The following is a 913-nucleotide window of genomic DNA, read 5'->3' on the forward strand; positions in this document are numbered from 1 at the left end:
GCTCTACACGTTTGTTTATCGAGCTTCTCCGCCGCCATCGCTCATTGTGTTTGATGCGCCGGATGGATTTAACAGCTGCACACGCCGCATCCGCAGCAATACGCCGCTCCAAGCACTGACCCTCATGAATGACACATCATTCTTCGAGTGCGCGCAAGCCATGGAGAAGATCATCGTCAAAGAAGGCATGGAGATTGCCTTCAAGCGCTGCACTTCGCGTCAACCATCCGCCAACGAACTCGCAGTGCTCAAGAAACTGGACAGCCTCACCGCTGCCAGAGCCCTTCTGAACCTCGACGAAACCTTTACCCGCGAGTAACATGACCATGCTGGACTCAAACAACATCCAAAGACGACACTTTCTGCGCCGCTGCTCCGTGGGACTGGGCGGAATGGCACTGAGTTCGCTCATGGCCAGAGACGCTGCTTTGGCACCAAAGAAGCCGCATCTGCCAGCCAAGGCGAAGAACGTCATCTTTCTGTTCATGGCGGGTGGCCCGTCCCAGTTGGACATGTTCGAGTACAAACCGCAGCTCCAAAAGCTAAACGGCAAGCCGATTCCCGAAAGCTACACGGCAGGTAAGCGCTTTGCGTTCATGGACAGCAGCCACAGAAACAATCTTCTGGGGTCGCGCTACGACTTTAAGCAGCATGGAAGCTCGGGGATGTGGGTGAGCCACCTTTTGCCGCATACAGCTCGGATGGTTGATCAATTGACCTTCATCACGACATGCCAGACGGACTTGTTCAATCACGCCCCAGCCAAGATGTTCATGAACACTGGAAGCGGCCTTTTTGGCAGGCCCAGCATGGGTGCCTGGATCACTTATGGGTTAGGCAGTGAGTGCGATAATCTTCCAGGATTTGTCGTATTGCAGCGCGGACCACGGGGTCCGCGTGGCGGTGCCGTGCT

At 55.4% G+C, this 913-nt stretch carries 2 protein-coding genes; both read left to right on the forward strand.

What is annotated here, in order from left to right; translation table 11 throughout:
- Positions 1-319 (forward strand): DUF1553 domain-containing protein (locus tag JNK74_28200; protein ID MBL7650071.1); only part of this gene is annotated, 319 nt, incomplete at its 5' end.
- A 1-nt stretch (position 320) separates the two neighbouring features.
- On the forward strand, positions 321-913 hold a 593-nt coding region (locus tag JNK74_28205; protein MBL7650072.1), incomplete at its 3' end, for a DUF1501 domain-containing protein.

The organism is Candidatus Hydrogenedentota bacterium (assembly GCA_016791475.1).
Classification (GTDB): Bacteria; Hydrogenedentota; Hydrogenedentia; order Hydrogenedentales; family JAEUWI01; genus JAEUWI01.